General features: G+C 71.2%; 16 protein-coding genes. 6 read left to right on the top strand and 10 right to left on the bottom strand.

The window, feature by feature from the left end:
• Positions 1-13: 13 nt before the first annotated feature.
• Together IEZ15_RS17760 and IEZ15_RS17755 are read right to left on the bottom strand one after the other, a co-directional pair.
• Positions 14-1885 carry an acyl-CoA dehydrogenase family protein gene (locus IEZ15_RS17760; RefSeq protein WP_189277945.1) on the bottom strand — a complete coding sequence of 624 codons (1872 nt, stop codon included), beginning with the start codon at positions 1883-1885 and terminating at the stop codon, positions 14-16.
• 13 nt (positions 1886-1898) lie between these two features.
• Positions 1899-3176: a beta-ketoacyl-[acyl-carrier-protein] synthase family protein gene (locus tag IEZ15_RS17755; protein ID WP_189277943.1), complete on the bottom strand. Its 1278-nt coding sequence runs from the start codon at positions 3174-3176 to the stop codon at positions 1899-1901.
• A gap of 195 nt (positions 3177-3371) precedes the next feature.
• Between IEZ15_RS17755 and IEZ15_RS17750 the strand changes: the two genes are divergently transcribed.
• Complete coding sequence (locus IEZ15_RS17750; protein ID WP_189277941.1) at positions 3372-4667, top strand: coiled-coil domain-containing protein; 1296 nt, start codon at positions 3372-3374, stop codon at positions 4665-4667.
• Between the two features lie 291 nt (positions 4668-4958).
• Here the strand turns inward: IEZ15_RS17750 and IEZ15_RS17745 are convergent, their stop codons facing one another.
• The 4 genes from IEZ15_RS17745 to IEZ15_RS17730 form a co-directional block, all read right to left on the bottom strand.
• Entirely contained in the window at positions 4959-5891 is a 933-nt protein-coding gene (locus tag IEZ15_RS17745) for a carbohydrate kinase family protein (RefSeq protein ID WP_189277939.1), read from the bottom strand.
• A 606-nt stretch (positions 5892-6497) separates the two neighbouring features.
• The gene (locus tag IEZ15_RS17740) at positions 6498-7385 is read right to left on the bottom strand and encodes an ABC transporter substrate-binding protein (protein ID WP_189277937.1); all 888 of its coding nucleotides are present in this window, start codon (positions 7383-7385) and stop codon (positions 6498-6500) included.
• 189 nt (positions 7386-7574) lie between these two features.
• Positions 7575-7910 carry a hypothetical protein gene (locus IEZ15_RS17735; RefSeq protein ID WP_189277935.1) on the bottom strand — a complete coding sequence of 112 codons (336 nt, stop codon included), beginning with the start codon at positions 7908-7910 and terminating at the stop codon, positions 7575-7577.
• Positions 7911-7980: 70 nt separating this feature from the next.
• Positions 7981-8856 carry a LysR family transcriptional regulator gene (locus IEZ15_RS17730; protein WP_189277933.1) on the bottom strand — a complete coding sequence of 292 codons (876 nt, stop codon included), beginning with the start codon at positions 8854-8856 and terminating at the stop codon, positions 7981-7983.
• 80 nt (positions 8857-8936) lie between these two features.
• On the opposite strand from IEZ15_RS17730, the gene IEZ15_RS17725 reads away from it, so the two are divergent.
• The gene (locus IEZ15_RS17725) at positions 8937-10202 is read left to right on the top strand and encodes an MFS transporter (protein WP_229845943.1); all 1266 of its coding nucleotides are present in this window, start codon (positions 8937-8939) and stop codon (positions 10200-10202) included.
• Here the strand turns inward: IEZ15_RS17725 and IEZ15_RS17720 are convergent.
• Positions 10192-10509 (bottom strand): cupin domain-containing protein, encoded by a 318-nt coding sequence (locus IEZ15_RS17720; RefSeq protein WP_114242880.1) that lies wholly within the window; start codon positions 10507-10509, stop codon positions 10192-10194. The two genes, IEZ15_RS17725 and IEZ15_RS17720, sit on opposite strands and share 11 nt — an antisense overlap.
• Positions 10510-10716: 207 nt before the next feature.
• Positions 10717-11199 carry a GNAT family N-acetyltransferase gene (locus IEZ15_RS17715; protein ID WP_189277931.1) on the bottom strand — a complete coding sequence of 161 codons (483 nt, stop codon included), beginning with the start codon at positions 11197-11199 and terminating at the stop codon, positions 10717-10719.
• Positions 11200-11440: 241 nt separating this feature from the next.
• Between IEZ15_RS17715 and pgm the strand changes: the two genes are divergently transcribed.
• Positions 11441-13081 (top strand): phosphoglucomutase (alpha-D-glucose-1,6-bisphosphate-dependent), encoded by a 1641-nt coding sequence (pgm, locus tag IEZ15_RS17710; protein ID WP_189277929.1) that lies wholly within the window; start codon positions 11441-11443, stop codon positions 13079-13081.
• Between the two features lie 47 nt (positions 13082-13128).
• Here the strand turns inward: pgm and IEZ15_RS17705 are convergent, their stop codons facing one another.
• Complete coding sequence (locus tag IEZ15_RS17705; RefSeq protein WP_189277927.1) at positions 13129-14802, bottom strand: PHP domain-containing protein; 1674 nt, start codon at positions 14800-14802, stop codon at positions 13129-13131.
• Between the two features lie 224 nt (positions 14803-15026).
• Between IEZ15_RS17705 and IEZ15_RS17700 the strand changes: the two genes are divergently transcribed.
• The 3 genes from IEZ15_RS17700 to IEZ15_RS17690 are packed head-to-tail and all read left to right on the top strand — an operon-like array spanning position 15027 to position 19114.
• On the top strand, positions 15027-17381 hold the full coding sequence (locus IEZ15_RS17700) for an FHA domain-containing protein (RefSeq protein ID WP_189277925.1): 2355 nt from the start codon (positions 15027-15029) through the stop codon (positions 17379-17381).
• A gap of 15 nt (positions 17382-17396) precedes the next feature.
• Positions 17397-18077, top strand: coding sequence for an SH3 domain-containing protein (locus tag IEZ15_RS17695; RefSeq protein ID WP_189277923.1), 681 nt, complete (start codon positions 17397-17399; stop codon positions 18075-18077).
• The gene (locus IEZ15_RS17690) at positions 18077-19114 is read left to right on the top strand and encodes a serine/threonine-protein kinase (protein ID WP_189277921.1); all 1038 of its coding nucleotides are present in this window, start codon (positions 18077-18079) and stop codon (positions 19112-19114) included. The genes IEZ15_RS17695 and IEZ15_RS17690 overlap by 1 nt, the downstream gene beginning before the upstream one ends.
• Positions 19115-19123: 9 nt before the next feature.
• Here IEZ15_RS17690 and IEZ15_RS17685 read toward each other — a convergent pair whose 3' ends face one another.
• Entirely contained in the window at positions 19124-20401 is a 1278-nt protein-coding gene (locus tag IEZ15_RS17685) for a streptophobe family protein (RefSeq protein ID WP_189277920.1), read from the bottom strand.
• Positions 20402-20523: the final 122 nt, after the last annotated feature.

Genomic DNA, 20523 nt, shown 5'->3' with positions numbered 1-20523 from the left:
CCCGTCACGGCCCTCACCGCCCCCCCGGGGTCGTCGCCCGGTCCCCGTCCGGCTGCCAGGCCCCCGCCGGATCGTCGTACGCATCGACGTAATCGGCCCCCGCGATGGGCCAGTCGGCGAGCAGTTCCTGCGGCAGCGCGAACGAGTCGGCGAGGGCGGGCAGATGAGCGGCGACGACGGTGATCACCTCTTCCAAGGCATCCGGCAGTCCATTGACCTGATCGGCCGTCAGGTATCCGGCGGCCAGCAGATCACCGCTGTTCCGGGCGATCCGGTCGAGTGCGAACAGCCGCTGCAGCTCGACCAGGCGCCCACGGGCGGGCCCCTCCGGCAGACCTGCCACCGCGTCCGCGTACGCCTCGGCCGCCTGCCGGTGGGCGTGGGCCTCGACGCCGCGAAGGGCGGGGCCGGATGCGATGTTCCACCGCTCCAGCGAGTCACCGTGCGGTGCGCGGCCCAGCCTTTCCCTGGCCCGGCCGAACCAGATCTCCTCCAGCACAGCCAGGAGCCTGCCGAGGAACCCGGGGTCGGTGAGATCACCGGGTTCGCCGCCGAGGGGAGCGCCGTGCGCGGCCGGTTCGGTGGCGAAGAGCATTTCCGCGGCCGCCTTGGCGTGGATGGCCAGGTTGTCGCCCTCGGCGGTGATGACACCTTCCACTCCGGTGATGAGCTCGGTCATGCCGTTGTTCTCCAGGAGCGCCTGGGCACCGCACCGTTCACGGCATTCGACGATCACGGATCTGGCCTGCCAGCTGATCCATCCCTTGGCGACGGCGACCAGCCGCTCCGCCTCCTCCCGGCCCGGGCCCGAGCCGTCCTTCCGTCCCTCCCAGCGGTTCAGGGCCCTGCGGTGCAGCAGACTCATCGCGAAGACCGTGGCCATGGCCCGGGCGAGCGGGCCGTGGTGGCTGCGGTGGGCCATCACCGGTACCTGACGCGATCCGCGGGGCCCGGAGATGTACCGATGGCCGCCGTAGCGGACGGCGACGGCGAGCGTTGCGCGCGCGGAGCCGACCGCGCAGGCACTCATGGAGATCTTGCCGGAGGTGACGCGCCCGATCGACGCGAGGAGGCGACGTCTGCGGCTGCCGACGGCGCTGCTGAACCCGCCGTCGTCACCGATCCGTCCGTGGTCCCCGCCGAGCAGCGCGTCGCGCCCCACGAAGACCTGGTCGAAGGAGGTCAGGCAGTGGTCCACCGGGCTCCCCATGCGTGCGGGAAGTCTGCGGACCCGTACGCCGGGCAGGGCCCGTACGGCATCGGTGAGCGGTACGAGGAAGAGAAAGACTCCGTGATCGGCGCCGTCGACGAGCAGACGCGCGGCCACAAGACCGGTCTTGGGGCCGCCTGCCGGACTGGTGTTGGGCATGAACTTCTGGGCGCCGGCATGCGGTGTGTGCAGCACAAACCCGTCACGTGCGCGGTCGTAGGCGGCCGTGGTCTCGACGGCCGCCGCGTCATTGCCGTGCGCCACCTCCGTACAGAGAAAGGTGCCGATGCTGCGCAGTCGGAGGAAGTCCGACAGATCGCGCCGACCGCCTTCTTCGTGATCGAGGAGGCTGCCGAGGAAGAGGTTGTAGTGAATGCCCGCGACCGTGGTGAGGGCCGGGTCGACCGGGCCGAGCCATTCGTGCAGGGCCGCGAGGGCGCGGGGGTCGGCGGCGAGCCGGGCGCCGCTGTCGAGGCAGTCGTTGAGGATGCGCAGCCGCTCGTAGGCGAGACGCAGGCGTTCGTCGGGGGCGCGGTGGCCCGGGCGGCGGAACGGTTCCGTGCTGATCATCCGCTGCCAGAAGCCGTGCTCCTGGCGGAAGTTGTCGCCCAGGAGCACACCGGTGAGGAGTTCCATGGACCGTTCGGTGGAGAGGTCGTCGATCGATGCGGTCATGGGACAAGAACGATCAGCCGGCGGCGAGGACACCGGGGGCCCTCTTCGACGGGCCGTCCGCGTCGACGCGCTGGAAGGCGAGCGCGACGTTGTGTCCACCGAAACCGAACGAGTGGCTGAGTGCCCGCTCGACGTGCTGCGTGCGGGGCTCCTTGACCACACAGTCGAGGTCGAACCCGTCCGGCAGCGAGTCCAGGTTGGCGATCGGCGGGACGAGACCGTGCTCCAGAGTCAGTACGGTGGCCACCGCATCGATCGCCCCGGCCGCGGCGAGGGTGTGCCCGAGCACACCTTTCGGGGCGGTCACCGACGGCCGGTGAGGGAAGAGCCCCGAGATGAGCGCTGTCTCCATCGCGTCGTTCAGCGGGGTCGATGTGCCGTGCGCATTGATGTGGTCGACCTCGTGGGCCGCCCAGCCCGCCTCGTGCAGCGCCACCTCCACGGCCCTGCGCGCACCGGCTCCTTCCGGGTCCGGGGCCGTGGGGTGGTGGGCATCGGTGCCGGCACCCGCACCGGTCAGCAGGGCGCGCGCCCGTCCCCCGCGGGCTCGCGCATCGAGTGTCCGCTCCAGCACGAGCACGGCGGCACCCTCACCGATCACGAAACCGTCCCGGTCCGCGGCGAACGGCCGCGACGCGCCCGCCGGATCGCCCGTACGCAGGGAGAGCGCTCCCATTCCCGCGAAGGCGCTCACCACCAGCGGAGTCAGTACGGACTCCGCACCGCCTGCCACCACCACATCGCACCGGCCACTCGTCAGCAGGTCACGGGCCACGGCGATCGCGGTCGCCCCGGATGCGCAGGCCGTGGCCGGTGCCAGGCTGGGACCGTGGGCCCGCAGGGCGATGGCCACCTCCCCGGCGGCGGCGTTGGGCATCATCATCGGGACCAGGAGCGGCGACACCGCCTCAGATCCGCCGCCGTCCAGCTTGCGCAGATTGTCGACGAGCACGGACACCCCGCCCACACCGACGCCGAGCACCACTGCCACCCGGTCGCCGTCCCACCGCTCCGGTGACAGCCCGGCGTCCGCCACCGCCTGCCGGGCGGCGACCAGCGCCATCTTCACGAACCGTGCCATGCGCCACGCCGAGCGTCCGCCGACGGCCTCGTCCAGGTCGATCCCGTCCACCGGACAGGCGAAGTCGACCGGGAGACCTGCCAGTTCCTCACATCGCCGTGCCACGGACACACCGGCGCACAGTCCCGCCCAGAAGGTGTGCTCGTCCGCGCCCGCAGGGGTCACCAGCCCCACTCCCGTCACCGCGACACCCATGTCGACCCGCCCCATGATCCGCCCCTCCTCCGTAATCGATCACGTCTACCGGATGTCGAACGGCAGTCGCCCCGGCGAGGATGCGCCCACTGAGCCGAACGGGTCACCGACGCCGAGTGGACCGAACCTCGCCGCGCGCCCGGGGAAGGCGTTCACCCGTCCGCAGCAGTCCACCGCGCTGTGTGCATCGGCAGGGCATCCCCTTGGGACATGGAAGCGGACGGTAACCAGTCTCAGTCCCCAAAAGCGCGCGCGGAACTGGAGGCGCTGCGCGCCAGGGTGGCGGTGCTGGAGGCCCGTGCCCCGGCACGGCACCGGCTGCGGGCCCGTTCGCTCTTCGCCGTGCTGCTCGTTCTTGTCGCGGCCGTCCTCACGCCGCTGAGCATCGTGGCCACCTGGGCGAAGAACGAGATCGGCGACACGGACAACTATGTGGCGATGATGGCACCGCTCGCCTCCGACCCCGATGTGCAGTCCGCGGTGGCCGATCGCGTGACCGGCGCCGTCATGAAGCACCTCGACGTGAAGGCGCTGCTGGCCGACGTCGCCCCGGCGGACCGGCCGGTTGTCGACAAGGCGCTCTCGCGACTGAGCGGCCCCCTGACCACCGGGGTTTCGGACTTCGTGCGCGGGACCGTGGAGAAGTTCGTCGCAGGCGACGCCTTCGCGACGATCTGGACCGACCTCAACCGGGCCGCCCAGTCCGCGACGATGAAGGCACTTTCCGGGAGCGGCGGCGGGGCGGTGAAACTCACCAATGACACCGTCACCATCGACCTGGCACCGGTGATCGACCGGGTGAAGCAACGCCTCGTCGACCGGGGGCTGACGGTCGCCGCGAAGATCCCGGAGATCCACACCGACTTCACGGTGCTGACCTCCGACTCGGTCGGCAAGGCCAAGAAGTGGTTCCGGGCCCTTCAGATCATCGGCTTCTGGCTGCCGTTGGTCACTCTGGTCCTTGCCGCGGGCGGGGTGCTTCTCGCGGTACGCCGCCGTCGCGCACTGGTCACGGCGGCGCTCGCGATCGCGGCGGGTGCCGCGGTGCTCGGGCTGGCCGTGTGGGTGGGGCGTGCCTTCTATCTCGACAGTCTCCCGTCCGAGGTGTCCCAGCCGGCCGCCGGTTCCGTCTTCGACGCCCTGGCCGGCCCCGTACGCGCCTTGGTCCGCCTGATGGTCACGCTCGGCATTGTGGTGGCCCTCGCCGCCTGGCTCACCGGTGACGGCCTCACCGCCACCCGCGTCAGGGCGATGTGGAGCGGCGGCATCGGTGCCGTACGGGACGCGGCCGGTGTCACCGGCGGCCCGGTCGGCAGGTGGGTGCACCGCGCCAGGCTCTGGCTGAACTGGACGGTGGTCGTGGTGGCCGCCGCGGTCCTGGTGGCGTGGGACCGGCCGACGGGCCTGGTCACCGTATGGATCGCGCTGTGCGCGCTGTTCGCCCTCGCCGTCATCGAGTTCCTCGACGACGACAGCACACCGCATCTGGCGGCGCCCGGGCAATGAGCGGTTCCTCGAGCACGGTCGACAGCCTGCGCAGGCTACGGGCCCGGGTGACCTCGGACGGTGGCGTCACCGGCAGCAGGTCTCGGTGCACCGGGTCCACGACGGTGGCCGCCGGTTCCCGGCACCGCGTTCCGCGCTGAGGTCCGGTGGCTTCGGGCGTCCGTGTGACGGCGGAGGACCGGCACGGCAACACCGTCGACTCGGTGCTGCCCCGGGCCGTCCCGGCCGGCTGACCCGGGCCGGCTCCATGACGGTGCCACCGCCTCGCGAGGGGCGGTGGCACCTTCGTGTTCAGCCCCGGGCGAGTGCCTCCTTCAGCTCCGCCTCGTCCGGCGGGTTGGCACCGGCCCGCGCGACGGTCACGGCGGCGGAGGCCGCGGCGTGACGCAGGACATCGGTCGCGGTGTCCCGGTCCAGCGCACGCAGCCGTTCACGGCCGTCCGCACCGAGCAGCCCGTGCGAGGCGAGGGCGTGCAGGGTGCCGGACATGAAGGCGTCGCCCGCCCCCACCGTGTCGACCACGTCGGTGGGCAGCGCGGCGACCGTCACCTGCCCGTCGGGAATGACGGCCAGGGCACCGTCGCCTCCTCGGGTGACGAGGACGACGGCCGGGCCGGTGGCGCGCCACCGCTCGGCGACCTGCTCCGGCTCCTGGCCCGGATACAGCCACCGCAGGTCCTCGTCGCTGGCCTTGACCAGATCGCTGAGCGCGACGCAGCACTCGACCTTGCGGACAGCCGCGTCGTGGTCCCCCATCAGCCCGGGCCGCACATTGGGGTCGTAGCTGACGGTCGCGGACGTCCGCAGCGACTCGACGGCGGCGAGGACGGTGGCCGCTCCGGGCTCCATCACCGTGGCGATGGAGCCGGTGTGGACGTGGTGGGGCGCCCGGTCCAGGGAGACCGCGTCGAGCGTCCAGGTGATCTCGAAGGTGTACGCGGCCTGGCCGCCGTCGTCCAGGGTCACGGCGGCGGAGGGGGTGGGCTCCGTGGCACCGTCCGTGCGGATCTCGACCCCGGCGCCGGTCAGATGGTCCCTGATCAGCCGCCCGTTGTCGTCCGGGCCGAGCTGGGTGAGCAGGGTTGCGCCGTGCCCGAGCCGGGCCAGACCGTACGCGACGTTGGCCGGGCTGCCTCCCGGGTGGATCTGGTCGGCCGCACCCGGCAGCCGGACGATGTCGGCGACGCATTCGCCGATGACCAGCAGGTCGAGTCTGTCGAGCATGAGCTGGGGTCTCCTGGAGTGCGGTGACGAAGGTGTCCTGGTAGGCGGTGCGGCCTCCGAACACATTGAGCCCGATCCTGCCGCCTGCATAGCGCGTCCGTCACATCGATGACCGGACGGCCGTCGATGAACGCCTCGATCCGTTCGCCCCGGGCCCGGATCCGCAGCCGAAGGGTCACCCCGGTGGGCAGCAGCAGGGGCACTTCGGCGAGTACGGTCGTCCGTCCGCCGTCCCTGCGCAAGAGCCGGGCCGTCCGCAGATTCGGGTCGAGGTTCACGGCGTAGCCGTCGGCCGTGTCCTGCGTGGCGCAGAGCAGCACGGAACCGGTACCGCTGGTCCTGTCCGGGCCGCCGAACCGTACCGGCGTCGTCAGTTCCAGGTCGCCGTACACGGTGCTGGAGACGGCGGTCGAGTCCCGGTCGAAGGTTGCGGTGCGACCGGCGCCCGTGGTCGTCCAGTGCCCGGCCGGGACCACGGCGGGACCACGGGGAGATCGCCGAGCCCGCCGCTGCGGAACTCGCCGCCCGACGGGATCGTGGGCGGTTGCGGACGGAACACGCGGCCCGTACGGCGGGCGGGGCGGGCGCACCCTGTGGCCGCGTACGTCAAAGCCGCCGGGTGGCGGCCTCCAGCGCCTCGGTCACGAGTGTCAGGAACCGTGCATGGGCCTGCGGACTGCAGACCGGCTCCGGATTCCAGGGCAGCACCCGGGCGACGCCCTCGATCGCCGACCACTCCTCGTTCGTCCGGAGCTCGTCCAGGGGTGTGGCATTGGCGCGGATGTCGGCGAGCACGATGGCGGGGCGCAGCGCCGCGGCGTCCGCCCAGCCGCCCGTGGACCAGTTCACGCCGGGCCCCTCGGCCGGCTCCACCAGGTCGACGCCGAGCTCTGCCAGCACACGCAGCTCGGGCCACATGCGGGGGCGGGCAAGGTGCGTCCGGTCCTGTCCGGCCGGGGAGAGGGCGACCACCCTGGGCCGGTCCGGTCCGGCGGCGAGCGTGCGCAGCCGGTCCCGGGCAGCTTCCAGGTCCTGTGTCGCCGTCGTGGCTTCCTCGGCGCCGAGTGAGCGCGCCAGCTGCGCGAACCGGTCACCGATCTCCGCGAGGGTGCGCGCCTGGCCCACGTCGATGACGACGACCGGGACGTGCTCCTCCAGATGCTTGGCGGTCTCCGGGGCGAGCCCGTAGACATGACCGCCGCCGTAGCTGACGGCCACCACGAGGTCCGGCTCACCGCTCAGCAGGGTGTCCACGTCCAGGGTGCTGCCCGCACCGAGGTAGCCGACCTCGGCCAGCGACATCGATCCGGTCTTCGCCGCGTCCGGCACGGCTCGGTCGTCGTGATCGGAGCCGAATATTGCGCTCGGGCGCATCCCGTGGTCCCACAGGGTCGCTCCGGCCTGGACATAGGCAAGCACCCGCGCCGGGCGCCGCCCGGCGGTCGACAACTGCCCACGATCGTCGGAGAACTGCCACACGGTCTGCTCCCTCACGTCACACACCCCTCGACACCGCCGCTTCGCCCCGTTTTCCGGGTCGTACACCAGTACCTGCCCAGCCGGCCCCCGTGACACCCCCTCCCATGGCCGGTCCGGTACAGATGACGCGAAGACGCCCGCCGGTGGCCGGGGCCGGCGCCCCGGCACCGATCCGGCCCCGGTCGAGGACCTCCCCGCCGCCCGTCAGGGCGTGCGTGTGATGCTGATGGGATGACTGGCCGATCCGACATCGTCGTCGTCCGCCGGCCGGGTCGGCGCGGTGGCACCGAGGACGGGCCGGCCCGTCTGCTGACGGCCTGCCATCGGCGGACCCGGGCCGAGAAGGGCGAGGCCGTCGTCGGCTCGGCCGAGCTGCCCGACCGGTACCGGGCCGAGATCTCGGACCCGCGGACGGCGTTCCACGACGATGTCGTGCTGCCGGCCCTGAACGGTGACACCCCTGTGGGCTGTGTCGTGGTCACCGCCGACGCGGCGAGGGGCCCTCGCCGCGTCGGCGTACGACGCCGCTGTCGACCGCACGGAGAACACGGCCGAGCGGGACTTCCTGCGGAACCGCCGCCGGTCGCTGCCGAAAGGCTGAAGGGATTGTTCAGCCGGCGTCGACACCGAGTCCGGTCAGGAATGCCGCAGCGGCCGGGGCGGGGCGGAAGCGGCTCCAGACCAGCCGCTCCGTGCGGGCGGGCGCGTCGCGGACGAACAGCACATGTACGCCGGTCAGTTCCGCCGCGAAGGCGGCCGGAAGCATGGCGATGCCGAGCCCGCTGCGGACCAGCCGGACGATGAAGTCGGTGCCGCTGACCTCGAAGGCCACCTCGCGGGTGAGCCCCATCGCCGCGAACGCCTCCTCCGACTGCGCCCGGGCCGCGGTGCCGTCGGGGTAGTCGACGAACATCTCCTTCGCCAGCCGTTCCAGACCCACTTCCGCCTCGCCGGCCAGGGAGTGGGTGGGGGCCACGACGGCGACCAGTTCGCCCGTGGCGAGTTCGTGATCGCTCACGCCCTTAGGCCGGTAACTCGGCAGCACGCCCAGGAACGCCACGTCGAGCACGCCGTCCCGCACCTCCTGGACCAGGTCCTTGCTCGCCCCGTCGCGCAGGACGATGTGCACCTTCGGGTAGCGGAGGTGGAACGCCCGCAGCGCGGCCGGGATATCGACCGCGGCGACGGTCGGGATGGCTCCGACCGCCAGACGCCCGCGGACCTCCCCCGCCGTGGCGGCCACTTCGGCACGGGCCCGCTCCGCCGCGTCCAGCGCCTGCCTGGCCTCCGGCAGGAACGCCTCGCCCGCCGCGGTGAGCCGCACCTGACGGCTGGTGCGGTCGAAGAGCCGGGCCCCCAGCTCCTTCTCCAGTCGCGCGACCTGATGACTCAACGCGGACTGGACGACCAGACACCTCTTCGCGGCGCGGGTGAAGTTCCCCAGTTCGGCCACCGCGACGACGTACCGCATCTGCTGAAGTTCCATCCATCCATCGTGAACCACGATCGATGGAATGAAAAACATGTGTTGGACTCATGGATGGTGGATCCCCGACGCTGAGGGACATGGCTCATTCCACACACGGGACCCGAAGCCGGGCCGTCCCGCGCACTCTCCCCGATCCGCCCGCTCTCGGGCGCGGTCTGGTCCTGCTGATGGCCCTCGCTGCCGGACTCTCGGCCGCCGGCAACTACTTCGCGCAGCCGCTGCTCGACATCATCGAGGTGAATCTGCACATCGGTGTCACCGCTGCGGGGCTGATCGTGACCGCCGCCCAGGCCGGTTACGCGCTGGGCCTGATCCTGCTCGTTCCCCTCGGGGACGTCATGGAACGCCGACGACTCGCCGTGATTCTGTTCGCGCTGACCGCTTTCTTCCTCCTGGCCACGGCCGCTGCCCCCACCGGCCCCCTGCTGATCGCCGGGACCCTGCTCACCGCACTGACCTCCGTCGGCGCGCAGGTCGTGGTGCCGTTCGCGGCGACGCTCGCGGCCCCGGCCGAACGCGGCAGGATCGTCGGCGTCGTCATGTCCGGTGTCCTGCTCGGCGGGCTGTTCGGGCGGATGGCCTCCGGCGCGCTGTCCGAGCTCGGCGGCTGGCGGACCGCGTACTGGGTGAACGCGCTGCTCATGGCCGTCATGGCGATACTTCTGCACAAACGGCTCCCCCGGCTGCCCCGGCAGCGCGACGCGGCCCCGATGTCATACACCGGACTTCTGCGCTCCACACTGTCCCTGCTGCGGCAGGAGCCTCTGCTCCGCTGGCGGGCAGCCATCGGCGCGTTCTCCATGGCCTCGTACAGCGTGCAGCTGACCGCGCTGACGTTTCTGCTGACCCGGCCCCCTTTCCGCTGGAACGCGGCCGCCATCGGACTCTTCGGTCTGGTGGGCGTCATCGGTGTGGTGGGCATGAACTTCGCGGCCCGGTTGAGCGACCGCGGCCGGGTACAGGCGGTGTCGGGAACGGCGGCCGCGCTCCTCACGCTCTCCTGGCTGCCGCTGCTGGCCGGCGAGTCCTCCCTGCTGTGGCTGGCCGTCGGGGTGATCTCGCTGAACATCGCCCAGCAGGCGGGGCTCAACAGCGCACAGAATGTGATCTACGCGCTCCGCCCGGAGGCCCGCAACCGGATCAACTCGGGATTCATGACGCTCTTCTTCATGGGCGGGGCAGCCGGAGCCGCACTCGCTTCGGTGGTCTGGGCACGGGCGGGCTGGAGCGGTATCTGCATCCTGGGCGGTTCGCTGGCCGCCGGAAGCCTCGTGCTGTGGGTCCTGGAACGCGTCCGGATGACCTCCGCCGCACGTCCCGGGTCCATCGCCGTCACTCGTTGACGGTCGTCAGCAGCACTACGGCGTCCTCCAGCGCCAGCAGCCCGTGCCGCTCCTGCGGGATCGGGTGGAGTCCTCCGGCACTCAGCTCCACATCGCCGGAGGGCGCCGTGAGACGCACTCTGCCGCGGAGCACCTGGAGAGATGCCGCGGCGGGTGCGTTGTGCTCGTCGAGGGCGGAGCCGGAGGTGAGGGCGATGACGGTCTGGCGCAGGGGTTCCTCATGCAGCAGGCGGTGGGCGCTGCGGCCGTGTGCTGAGGTGCGGGCCGCGGCCAGATGCTCGTCGGCGAGGGCATTCAGATCGTCCATATGCCCACTGTGCCGCAGCCCTCGTCCCCCCGCGATCCTGCCGCAGGCCCACCGCACGGATTACCCGGGCGCCCCCTCCGGCTCCCGCGCGGTGGTGGGCAGCATCGGGCAGGGCCAGTGACAGCAGGGCCACGGCGCGGGGCCGTCGGGTGCCAGGTGCCAGGTCCGTCGGTGTGCCGAAGACTTCGTCCCGGACGGGGCGGGCCGTCAGCGGTTCGCGGTCCACCGGTACCTGACGTCCGGTTCCTTCTCCTCGTTGCGGCTGCCGTCGTCGAACCCGACCGCGGTGAAGCCGTGCCGCTCGTAGAAGGCCCGTGCGTCGGCGTTGCGCTGGAAGACGTACAGAGTGAGCTCGTCGGGGGCGATCTCGCGCGCCTTGGCCAGGAGCAGCGAGCCGATGCCCCGACGCCGTACATCGGGTCGCAGATACAGGTGTTCCAGCTCGCTTCCGTCGAGGGAGGCGAACCCCAGTACCTCCCCGGTCCCGGTCTCGGCGATCCACACCGTTGTTCCGGGCAGGACGACATGGGTCATCCAGGCCAGCGTGTCCTCGTCGCTGTGCACCTTCGGCAGGTACGGCATGGCTGCGGCGCGGGAGGCGAGGAAGAGCCGGGTGAGCGGCTCCGCGTCCTCGGCGGCGGCCTCGCGCAGCAGGACACGGTCGGCCTCCGCGGACCCCTTCGGTGCCATCTCGTCTCTCCCTGTTCGTCCGGAACCCGCCTTTGACGTCATCGGCGGTGAACTGCTCGTCATCCTGGACGAACATATGTCGGGCCGAGCCAAGCCTCCACAGGATTTGGGCTGTTCATCGAGCCGGCCCTCCCCTCCGCGCCGGTGGGTGTCCACGGCGGGGCAGTGGCGGACCGGCGCAGGCCACCCGTGAAAATAAGGGGGAGGAAGATCGCAAGGACCGATACGGAGGAGTGGGCAGATGCCGCACGAACGAGCTGGACAGCGGGCCCGGCCGGAGGATCTCACCGATGTGGCCCGGCTGGTCACGGCTTATTACACGCTGCACCCGGATCCGGCCGAGCCCGGCCAGCGGGTGGCCTTCGGTACCTCCGGCCATCGCGGGTCGTCCACGGCCACCGCGTTCAACGAGGACCACATCGCCGCCACCAGCCAGGCCATCAGCGAGTACCGGGCGCTGCAGGGCACGGACGGGCCGCTCTTCCTCGGCGCCGACACCCATGCGCTGTCGGAACCGGCCCGGATCACCGCCATCGAGGTGTTCGCCGCCAATGACGTGACCGTGCTCATCGATCCGGCCGACGGCTACACCCCGACCCCGGCGGTGTCGCACGCCATCCTCACCCACAACCGGGGCCGGACCTCGCAGCTCGCCGACGGTGTGGTGGTCACTCCGTCCCACAACCCGCCCGGTGACGGCGGGTTCAAGTACAACCCGCCGAACGGCGGCCCGGCCGGCTCCGAGGCCACCGGCTGGATCCAGGAGCGGGCCAACGAGATCATCGCGGCCGGAATGAAAGACGTACGACGGCTGCCCTACGTCCGCGCACGGGCGGCGTCGACCACCAGGACGTACGACTTCCTCGGCAGCTACGTCGCGGACCTGCCGTCCGTGCTCGACCTGGACGCGATCCGCTCGGCGGAAGTACGCATCGGTGCCGACCCGTTGGGCGGAGCGTCGGTCGCGTACTGGGGCCGCATCGCCGAACAGCACCGGCTCGATCTGACCGTGGTCAATCCCCTGACCGACCCCACCTGGCAGTTCATGACGCTGGACTGGGACGGAAAGATCCGGATGGACTGCTCCTCGCCGTACGCGATGGCCTCGCTGATCGGGCAGCGCGACCGCTATCAGATCGCGACCGGGAACGACGCCGACGCCGACCGGCACGGCATCGTCACACCCGACGCCGGGCTGATGAACCCGAACCACTACCTCGCCGTCGCCATCAACTACCTGTACGCCCACCGCGAGCAGTGGCCGGCGGCAGCGGGCATCGGCAAGACTCTGGTCTCCTCGGGAATGATCGACCGGGTCGCCACCGGCCTCGGCCGTGAGCTGGTCGAGGTGCCGGTCGGCTTCAAGTGGTTCGTGGACGGACTGGTCGACGGATCGCTCGGGTTCGGCGGCGAGGAATCGGCCGGGGCGTCCTTCCTGCGCCGAGACGGGTCGGTATGGACGACCGACAAGGACGGCATCATCCTGGCGCTGCTCGCCTCCGAGATCCTCGCGGTGACGGGCAAGTCCCCGTCCGAGCACTACTCGGCGCTCACCGGCCGGTTCGGCGAGCCCGCTTACGCCCGGATCGACGCTCCCGCCGACCGCGAGCAGAAGGCGGTTCTCGCACGGCTCTCCCCCGAACAGGTCACGGCCGACACCCTGGCCGGTGAACCCGTCACGGCCGTGCTGACGGAGGCGCCCGGCAACGGCGCACCGATCGGCGGCATCAAGGTGACCACCGAGAACGCCTGGTTCGCCGCCCGTCCATCGGGAACCGAGGACGTGTACAAGATCTATGCCGAGTCGTTCCTGGGCGCCGATCATCTCGGCCGGGTGCAGGAGGAGGCCAGGGCCGTGGTCTCCGCGGCGCTGGACGCCTGAGTCCGGCCGGGGCCGCCGCCTCGGGCGGCCCCGGCTGTTCGGCGGGCTCAGCGCACGATGTCCACGAAGACCGGGTTGGTGTAGAACCAGGTGTCGAGCCATGGGTTGCCCTTGCCGGGCTCGTGCGGGAGCGGGCCGTGCGGGTCGACCGACGCACCGAGGAATCCCGTTCCGTGGCGCTCGCCGTCGCTGCCGCGCAGCCGCAGGTAGAACGGCTCGTCCGCGCGCCCGACCGGGATGCGCAGGGTGTACGTGCCGCGTCGGCCCGCCACGTCGGCGGTGTGGGCGAGCAGGGTGTCCGGAGCGTGCCAGTCGTCGCGGTCGGCGGCCGGACCGCGGACCGCGCCGCGGATGACGTCGACGTGCTCCAGGCGCGGCAGCACACCGTACGGATTGCGGCGGGAGGCGGCCGTCACCGTGACGGTGAGGGTGAGCTTCTCGCCGCGCCGGGCGCGCAGCCGGCCGCCGAGTGTGGCGCTGTTGCCGTGCTCGCCGCGCACCTTGACGTCGATGCCGTCGATGAGATGGCCGTGGTCGACCCAGACCCGGCCGGCACGCAGTCCCTCCATCACGTGCCGGTAGCCGTACCGGGTGACGCCGACATGCGTACGGCTGAACTGGCCCGGCCAGAAGTCGCCGCCGGGCTGCGGCTCGGTGGTGTTGTACGGGTCGGGGACGTGGCCGGTGTTGTCGAAGTTCTGGCCGGGCGGCCAGGCGCCGTTGACCCAGGTGTCCTGGGCGACGCGGTGGACGTCGGAGTTGGAGGTGATCGTGAAGAGCTTTCCCTCCGCCAGCATCGCGTCCCACAGGCCGCCGACGGTCGCGGTCGCCCAGTCGAAGCCCCCGTAGGTGACGTACGCCTCGCGCGGGTAGCCGGGCCAGGAGTCGGCGGAGGGTGAATTCGTGTACTCGCCGCGGATGTTGGTGTCCGGGTGCCAGCCCGGGATCGCCCCGGCCTGGGCGCCCGGGGCGCCCTCCATGCCGATCATGATCTCGGGGGCCGCGTCGCGCCAGCCGCGCATCTCGTGCGGGGAGTCGATGCCGAGCCGCATGGGATGGTTGGCGAGGACGAGCACGTCGTCGACGTACCGGGTGCGGCGCTGTTCGGCCAGCCACTTGAGGGCCTTGACCGCGTGCGCCTCGTTCCGCTGGGTGTCGGGGTGCGTGGGGGCACCGGCGGTGTAGCCGAGCAGTTTGCCGTCGAAGGCTTCCTCGAAACGGGTGAGGAGGTCGACTTCATGCCGTCCGGGCGGCGAGAAGACGGTGCAGTGCTCGGCACCGGGGATGTACCACTCCAGGCCCTGGAAGATCAGCATGCGCTTGTTGTCGGCGCGGGCTTGGAGGATCTCCCGGTGTTCCTGAGCGGCGCCGAGCTCGGCGTGCCCGATGTTGCTGTGCTCGGTGAAGACCATCCAGTCGAGGCCGAACTTCTGCCCTGCCGAGGCCAGCTGGGAGAAGGTGTATTTGGCGTCATGGCTGTAGACGGAGTGGTTGTGGTGATCGCCGACCAGATAGACCAGGTCGGGGGCGTGTCCGTGACCGTGTCCCTGGGACCGGCCTCCCCGGCTCTCGGCCAGCGCGGGCAGCGGCAGCGACGCGGCGGCGAAGGCCGCACCGAACAGACCGGCTCGGCGCATCAGCCCTCGGCGGCTGAGCCCCTGGGGGTCGAGCGACTCCGCGGGAACCTGGGGGTCGGCCCATTCGGGCACGGGGTGGGACATGGCGCGACATTCTCCTCAGTACAGGGCGGCAACGGCCCGAGGCCCGGATCGCGACGCCGCTGTGGTGAGGGTTTCTTGATTCCGGAAATGCCGGGTGAACCCGGCCTGAAGGGCGGGGGGCGCACCTGTGGCGCGCCGGATGCGGTGGCTGGGGGCCGGCTGGGCGGAGTCCGTTCAGCGCGATACGCCGGGCATATAACAGCACGTATCGCTACAATTTGGGCATGGGAGAACGGCCTGTCACGCCGACTGCGCCCGAACTCGTTCTCGAAACCGACGCAGGACCGACTGTGATGAGTCCGAGCCGGGATTACCACGTCGGGCGCGACCCCATGAGCGACATCGTCTTCGACGACGCACGGGTTTCGTGGCACCACGCGGTACTGCGGCCCGTGGCCGACCACTGGTCACTGGAGGACGAGGACAGCACGAACGGCACATACACGGAGGGCAGACGCATCCATGAGTCGGGCGTGGGCCCCGGCAGCGTCATCCGGTTCGGTCATCCCGCGGACGGGCCCTGCGTCGTTCTGGTGGGTCAGGAACCCCCGGCCCCCGCTCTGCATCCGGCGGACCGCCCGTCCGCCGTCTCCATGCCCGCCGCCACCGTTACGTTCCGGCAGCCGACCACCGTGCGCCCGCGGCCCGTCCACACCGTACGCATCGGCCGCAGCGCCGACAACGACCTCGTCGTAAACGACCTGACCGTCTCGCACCGGCACGCCGAACTGCGGGCGCATCCGGACGGCACATACGAGATCGTCGACCTCGGCTCGCACAACGGGACATATCTCAACGGCCAGCTGGTCGGCCGCGCCCCGGTCGCCGCCGGTGACATCGTCGGTATCGGTCACTCCGAGTTCTCCCTGGTCGGCGACGTGCTGCAGGAGTTCGTCGACACCGGTGAGGTCTCACTCGATGTGCAGGACTTGGCGGTCACCGTGGACCGGGGCCGCAAGACGTTGCTCGACCATGTCTCCTTCCCGGTCGGCGAGAAGTGTCTGCTCGGCGTGGTGGGTCCGAGCGGCTCCGGTAAGTCCACCCTGCTCAACGCACTGACCGGCCTCCGCCCGGCCGACGAGGGCAGCGTCCTCTATGACGGCCGCGATCTGTACCACGACTACGCCGAGCTGCGCCATCGCATCGGGCTCGTCCCGCAGGACGACATCCTGCACTCCCAGCTGACCGTGTGCCGCGCCCTCGGATACGCCGCCGAGCTCCGCTTCCCGCACGACACAGCCCCGTCCGAACGCCGGGCCAGGGTCACCGAAGTGATCCGGGAGCTGGGTCTGAAAAAACGGTCGGAACAGTCGATCCACAGCCTCTCCGGCGGCCAGCGCAAGCGCGTCAGCGTCGCGCTGGAGCTGCTGACGAAGCCGTCGCTGCTCTTCCTCGACGAGCCGACCTCGGGGCTCGACCCCGGCATGGACCGCTCGCTCATGCATGTGCTCCGGGGGCTCGCCGACGACGGGCGTACGGTCATCGTCGTCACGCACAGTGTGCTCAGCCTCGACGTCTGCGACCGGCTGCTGGTTCTCGCCCCCGGCGGGAAGACCGCCTACTTCGGGCCTCCGGAAGACGCACTCGCCTTCCTCGGGTTCGAGCAGTGGCCGGAGGCGTTCGAGGCATTCGAGCACGACCGGGACCGGGATTGGTCGGCGGAGTACCGCGCGTCCCCGTTCCACCGGCAGTACATCGCGAACTCCACCGCGCAGCCGCGGCTGCCCCACGCCGCGGTCGCCCCGGTAGCGCCGCCGCCGAAGACCCGGAGCTGGGGCGCCCAGCTGTGGACGCTCGTGCGCCGGTACGCCGCCGCACTGAGCGCCGACCGGACCTTCCTGGCCGTCATGATCGCTCTGCCGTTCGTGATGGGCGCGATGACCCGGGCCCTGGCCGGCAGCCGGCTGACCCAGGACACGGCGATCAACGCGCTGCTCATCCTCTGTGTGGGCGGCGTGCTGACCGGCGCCGCCAATGCCGTGCGGGAACTGGTCAAGGAACGGGCGATCTACCAGCGGGAGCGGGCCGTCGGGCTGTCCAGATCGGCGTATCTGATGTCCAAAGTGGTGGTCCTGGGCACCGTTACGGTCCTGCAGGCGGTGGTTCTGACCCTGGTCGGTCTGGTGGGCGTCGACCTGAACGCCCCGGGCGGCAAGGGCGTCCTCCTGCCGCCGCTGGTCGAAGTCACGCTGGCCGTGGCCATGTTGTCGTTCACGGCGATGATGCTCGGTCTGCTCATTTCCGCGCTGGTGCGCAAGGAGGAGGTCACCATGCCACTGCTGGTGCTCCTCGCCATCGTTCAGGTCGTCTTCTGCGGTGCGCTGCTGAAACTGCACGGGGTGCCCGGCCTGGAGCAGGTGGCGTGGCTGGTGCCGTCCCGGTGGGCGCTCGCGGCGATGGGCGGGACCATCGGGCTCGCCAGGATCGTGCCGGGAAAGGTGAGCTCGGATCCTCTGTTCGAGCACTCCGCATCGGTGTGGCTGCTGAACATGGGGATGCTGGTGGTGCTGTCGGTCGTCTTCGGACTGGTGGTCGCGCGGCTGCTGCGCCGGCACGAACCCGCCGTCATGCGGAAGTAGCGGAAGCAGGCACCCATGGTGACTCCGGAGTTCCGTCCCACCCATGTCGTCCCCCGGGACGGGCTGCCCGCCTGGGAGGGGCCGGATGTGTCCCGCCCCACCGAACCTCTCGACCCGCTGCTCCCCGTGCAGCTCATCGACCGGCGCGGGGACTGGGGGCAGGTCCTGTGCGCCAACGGCTGGTCGGCCTGGGTCGACGGCCGCCTACTCGTCTCCGTACCGCAGGGGCCGCCGCTCGCCGGGCAGCCACTCGCCCGTACGGCGGATCCGCGCCCCCTGCTGGCCCGGGTCCAGGAGTCGCTCGCCCAGTACCGGCGCGCCACGGAGGAGCTGGCCGATGGGCGTATCGACGGGGAGACCTTCCGCCGCCGTACGCAGGGGCTGCGGGTGGGGATGGTCGTGGACAGCGAGGCGGTGTGGCTGTACGACGCCGAGCACGAGCGCTGGGTGTACTGCAACGGGACACGGCTGAGCACCTACGCGGCCTCGGCCGGACCGGGCAGGCCGAGCGGGGCCCCGGCCAACGGGCCGGCGGAGGCGGTCGAAGCGGATCCGACACAGGTGGTCACGCCCGAGCAGTCGGCCGACGCCCGAGCGCCGGAAGAGCACGACGAGGAACCGACACAGATCGTCCACCCGGTCGATGAATCCGGCCCACCCGCCTCGCATCCGCCCACCCGGGCGGGTGACGGGTGATGGCCGGCGAGCCGCGGCCCCCGGCTGCCGCGCACTCCTCGCGGGGTACCGAGCCGCCCGTCGGCAGGCCTTCCGGTCTGATCGGGAAGCAGATCGCGAGCTATGTGGTGGAGAGCGAGATCGGTCGCGGTGGCATGGCGGTGGTCTACCGGGCCAGGGATCTGCGACTGGACCGCACGGTCGCTCTCAAGCTGCTGGCACCCGAACTCGCGCGCAACGACACATTCCGCAAACGCTTCACCCATGAGTCGCGGGTCGCGGCCGCGATCGACCATCCGCATATCGTGCCGGTCTTCGAGGCCGGTGAGACCGAAGGCATTCTCTATATCGCCATGCGTTACGTCGCAGGTCAGGACCTGCGCGCTCGCATCGACCGCGAGGGGCCGATGCCGATCGGCACGGCGGTCCGGATCGCTGCGCAGGTGGCCTCCGCACTCGACGCCGCCCACGATCACGACCTGGTGCACCGGGACGTCAAGCCCGGCAACATCCTGGTCGCGGCGGGCACGGACAGCGACCACCCCGAGCATGTGTACCTGACCGACTTCGGTCTGACGAAGAAGTCGCTGTCACTGACCGGATTCACCTCGGTGGGCCAGTTCGTCGGAACACTCGACTATGTGGCGCCCGAGCAGATCTCCGGCCGTCCGGTGGACGGCCGGTGCGATGTCTACAGCCTGGCGTGTGTCGTCCACGAGACCCTGGCCGGCGGACCGCCGTTCCGGCGCGACGACGACATGGCCCTGCTGTGGGCCCACCAGTTCGACCCGCCGCCGCCCCTGAGCGGGCTGCGCCCCGATCTCCCGGCCGCGGTGGACGACGTCCTGGCGAAGGCGCTGGCCAAGAGCCCGGACGACCGGTACGACTCATGTCTGCAGTTCGTGGCCGCCCTGCGCTCGGCCGCCCGGGCCGGTGCCCGGGACAACCATCCGCCGCCCCTCGTCGACCGGCGGGTCGCCGCACGGACCCCGGAGCCCGAGCCACCGCCCGGGCCGCCGCACTGGGCGCTGCCGGTGTTCCCCGGGCTCCGGCGGTAGGCGCGGTGGTCAGCCGGCCACTTCGCCGCGCCGGAGGACCCTGGAGCCGAGCAGGCTGCCGAGGAACCCGGTGACCAGCCCCCAGAGCGCGGCCAGAGCGAGTGCGCTCCCTACCCGGGGGCGCAGGGTGACCTGCCCGCCGAGGCTGCCGTCGACATCTCCGATACCCAGCAGCGACAGTCCGAAGTGCGCGGAGATCCGGGCGGTCAGGCAGATGGTCAGCACGGTGAGTACGAGCCCCACCGCCATGTGCATGGCGTGCTGCCGGGGCGGCATCCGAGCGGGCGAGCGAATCGCCATGAGGAACGCGGCGGACAGGGTCAGGACCGCGGCGACGACCACCAGCCACCAGGACCGCGCGTCGGCATCGGCCAGCGTGGTGACGTCGAGGGTGGAGATGTCCGGGGAACGGAGTACGGAGTCGAGCACATGCGGCACGGGCAGCCCGAACGGACCGTCCACCCGTCCCTCCCACGACGCCCCGAGCCCCAGCGTGAAGGCGAGCCACACAAGGTTCGGCAGCCCCAGGAGAATCACGGCGAACGTCTCGGCCGGGTGACCGCGGGTCACCGCGACGACGAGCCCGACGACCAGTCCCAGTACGACGTATGCGAGCAGCAGAGCCACCATGGCATACGCGGCAGGGCGCACCGACTCCTGGAAGCGCACCAGCCGGGCGGGGAGCGGCGCCGCCCGCGACACGAGGAGAGCGAGGACGAGGACCCCTGCCAGCCAGATCAGGCCGAGGACGAGGGTGAGGAGGACATCGGCCCGGAATCCGACCTCGGGGGACGCGTCGAACACGTCGCTGATGACCGTGCCGGTCGGGCCCCCGACCGCGACGGCGAACGTCTGGCGGGCGAGCAGCGAGAGGCCGATGAGCACCAGCGCCCAGAGCACTGCCACCCGGGCGGCCCAGCCCGCCAGTTCTCGGGTGCCCGCGACGGCCCGGTGACTCAGCGGGCGCAGAAAGCCCGCGGCAATCACCAGCGCTCCGGCGAGGGTCACCGAGAGCGGCAGCACCGAGAGGTCCGCGCGGGTCCTCGCGAGGTCACCGGCGTTCCCGGAGAGGTCGACCGTGCCGCCCGCCGCCATCACGACGACAGCCGCGACGACGCGCGGGAAAGCACCGTCCGGCAGAGCGGTCGCGCCGGCCGCCCACAGTCCGAGCGCGGCCGTGACAGCCATGACCACCAGCCCGGCGAGCACCATGACGAGGGCATCGCCCCAGCCGTGTGCGGCGCTGCGTGCCGTGCCGCTCCGGTCCCCGGCTCCCTGTTCGCTCACGGGGCCACGCTAGGCACGGCGCCGGGCACTCCGCCCCTTGGGAGAGCCGGTCGGCGTCGGCTTGCGGGCCTCGCGAGCACGGGGCACACAATGTGCATGTAAGGGAAAAATCGTGACAGATC

Source organism: Streptomyces atratus, from assembly GCF_014648655.1.
Lineage (GTDB): Bacteria > Actinomycetota > Actinomycetes > Streptomycetales > Streptomycetaceae > Streptomyces > Streptomyces atratus.
This window is presented reverse-complemented; position numbering and strand designations above follow the sequence as displayed.